Genomic DNA, 2,550 nt, shown 5'->3' with positions numbered 1-2,550 from the left:
GGTGTGCAGTGAGCGGCCCGTCTTCTTCGCTCGCTCCACGACATCCTTGCCTGGTTCAGGCAACATGTCGGCCCAGTCTGGGTGGTCGCGATCGAGCCAGAATTCGAGATAGCGCAAGGCCAGGCCATCGATATTCGTGGCGTTCTGGTACACCATTTCATAGGTCGGCTTCATGCCCAGCGTCGTCATGGCCCGTGCCATGACGTTCACGAAGCGCCAGACGAACTCACGGAATGCGGCGGACTGACCCTCTGAAGGCAACTGTCCGGCGATGCGCGTGGCCACCTCAGTGATACGCGCGAAGCTGCCGATAGGGCTGTAACGCGCGGACACCTCAGGGTAGCCCAGGTGGAAGAAGTAGAACGCATTTTCGCGTCCGCAGCGCTTGGCTTCCTGGTACATCTTGAGCAGCAGATCGACGTCGCCCTTGGGGTCGAAGACGATGACGACGTCGCCCCGGCGGATGTCTTGCGTGACCAACACCTCGCAAAAGCGCGTCTTGCCTACGCGCGTGGTGCCAAGCACTAGCATGTGGCCAACGCGCTCGGCCACAGGTGACCATATCTGGTATTCGTTGGGCTCGATGCCGTGCAGTGCCGGGTCGCCGCCAACGGGCGCGAGCGGCGCGACGGGGTTGTACCAGGCATCGGAGCGGGTGAAGCGCGAGACAGCGTTACTCGGAAAGCGCCGCTCGAAATCCCGCGCGCGCTGATACCAGCCGTTTCGCGCGCGCAGACGGATATTCTCGGTCTGGCGCGCCATATAGAGACGCTGTGTGTGATGCGGCTCCCAATAAAACCCCATGCCGAGGAACACTTCCTTGGCGGAGCTCGGCACCTGCGAGGCACTGAGCTCGTACACCGGCAAGCGTCGCAAATTGCGCTGAAAGCGCATGACGTATCTTGCCTGATTGCCGCGCCAGGCGGCCAAACCCACCATGCCCACGGTAAAAATCCCACCTGTAGCAGGCGTGACCAAGAAGTAGGACGGGTGCGTCCAAAGCAGGCCGCATGCGCCGAGCGCCGAGATCGAGGAGTAGATCTCGGCGGGTCGGCGAAACAGGTTTTCGAGGGGATAGGCCATGGCGCTATTTATTAGTCGTTGCTTCGGTTCGGCTCAGCAGCGCGTTCGACGCGGGAACCGGATCAAAGAATCGGCCTGCATCAGGCACGAGATTGGCAGCCAACTGCGCGCTCTCTGCGCCACTGACCGTGAAATAGTGCAGATAGGAACCGAAGCGCCCCACGTTTGGCGCCTTCAGTGGATAGCTTGAGGCTTGGAAATCGTCCTGCACCACACGCCACAAGGGTTTGTCGGTCTTGGACTCGGGCACGATGATGTGCTCCGCTTGGACCTGGGCAAACTCCTTGAATACCTTCGGAGAGATCAGCAGCATGCCCTCGTCGACGAAGTGAACGAATCCCTTGGATTCGTTGAAGAGGAGTTCGCCCGTGCGCACGCCTTCCTGTACCCAGCCCATCAGGCGCTCGGCATTCGGACGCACCTTGCGCCCCCCAGCGCCCTTTGGCGGGGCCTTCGTTTTTTCCTTGGGCCGAACGGGTGCGCTGACCGTCTCGGGCGCAGGCGCGGTGGGCTGGGCCGCCGTGCTCATGTCCGCTTCGTCGAGATAGATCGAGTCGGCTGGTTCAGCTTTTACGGATGCCGGTGCAGTGGCCACTGGTGCAGCGATCAAGGCCGCGGTCGCGGCAGGTTCCTCGACGTCCCCGAAGTCGGGGTAGTCATCTTCCTGGGCTGGCGCAGCCGTTATCGGATCTGGTGCAGTCTCTGGCGCAGTATGATTCGGATAAGGCACAGTTTCTGGCGCAGGACGCTCATTCACTGGCGCAGCCGGTAACACTGATCCAGAGTCGGTACCATCGGTGCAAGCGGATGGTTCGCGCGGGTCGAGCGCGTGCGGCGCTCGACCCGATGCAGCGTCCTGAATAATTGTTGAATCTGAAACAGCGGATGTGATGTTGGGGGCAGATACGGAATCTGAAACAGCCAAGGTTTGTTTGTCTGTCCCACTGCTTACTGATCCAGCATTGCGCTTGTCGGCAACGGGCATAATGTCCCCTTGGGTAGGGCCGTTGGTGCGCGATCAAGGCTTCCATACAGTAAGGTCAGCTCAAACTTGAGCACGCGAAGCTTTTGCGACCAGGTGCCGATCTGAATGGCCACTTCCCATATCGACGTGCCGGCCTCGTTGGGCACGAGCGCGCCATATTCCTGCCATGTATCAAAAAAGCGCAGATTGTCCGAGGGCAGACCCGCTGCGCCAGATAGTCTTTGTTCGGTCTGATCCAGATACTGACGCACCGAGTCGGCCAAGGTGCCAGCTACGAACCATACGTGTTCACCGTCGCAAAAACCCACTGCGCCAGGTCGATTCAAGGATAAGCCGCCCTGGGCCAGCAAATCGCGCATGCCGCGCATCAGGCGCTCGATCAGCGGGACGGCCGTCGCGCTGGCAAAGCGGATGCGCGAACCCGACTTGAGATTATCTGCAACAGAGAAGCTATCGGCGCGCTTGATGATCGTGGCGATCAT

2 protein-coding genes and 1 pseudogene are annotated in these 2,550 nt (G+C 60.5%); all 3 read right to left on the bottom strand.

The features are described 5' to 3' along the window. A pseudogene (locus tag WM40_RS26340) lies at positions 1-1,083 on the bottom strand (type IV secretion system DNA-binding domain-containing protein); the annotation flags it as partial. Positions 1,084-1,087: 4 nt separating this feature from the next. Beyond that, on the bottom strand, positions 1,088-1,840 hold the full coding sequence (locus WM40_RS26335; RefSeq protein ID WP_046154532.1) for a conjugal transfer nickase/helicase domain-containing protein: 753 nt from the start codon (positions 1,838-1,840) through the stop codon (positions 1,088-1,090). A 191-nt stretch (positions 1,841-2,031) separates the two neighbouring features. Then, a partial coding sequence (locus WM40_RS26325) for a TraI domain-containing protein (protein WP_046154530.1) occupies positions 2,032-2,550 on the bottom strand: 519 nt, incomplete at its 5' end.

Origin of the sequence: Robbsia andropogonis, from assembly GCF_000970345.1 — a bacterium.
Lineage (GTDB): Bacteria > Pseudomonadota > Gammaproteobacteria > Burkholderiales > Burkholderiaceae > Robbsia > Robbsia andropogonis.
Note: the sequence above shows the minus strand (reverse complement) of the source record. Positions and strands in the feature narration are given on the sequence as shown.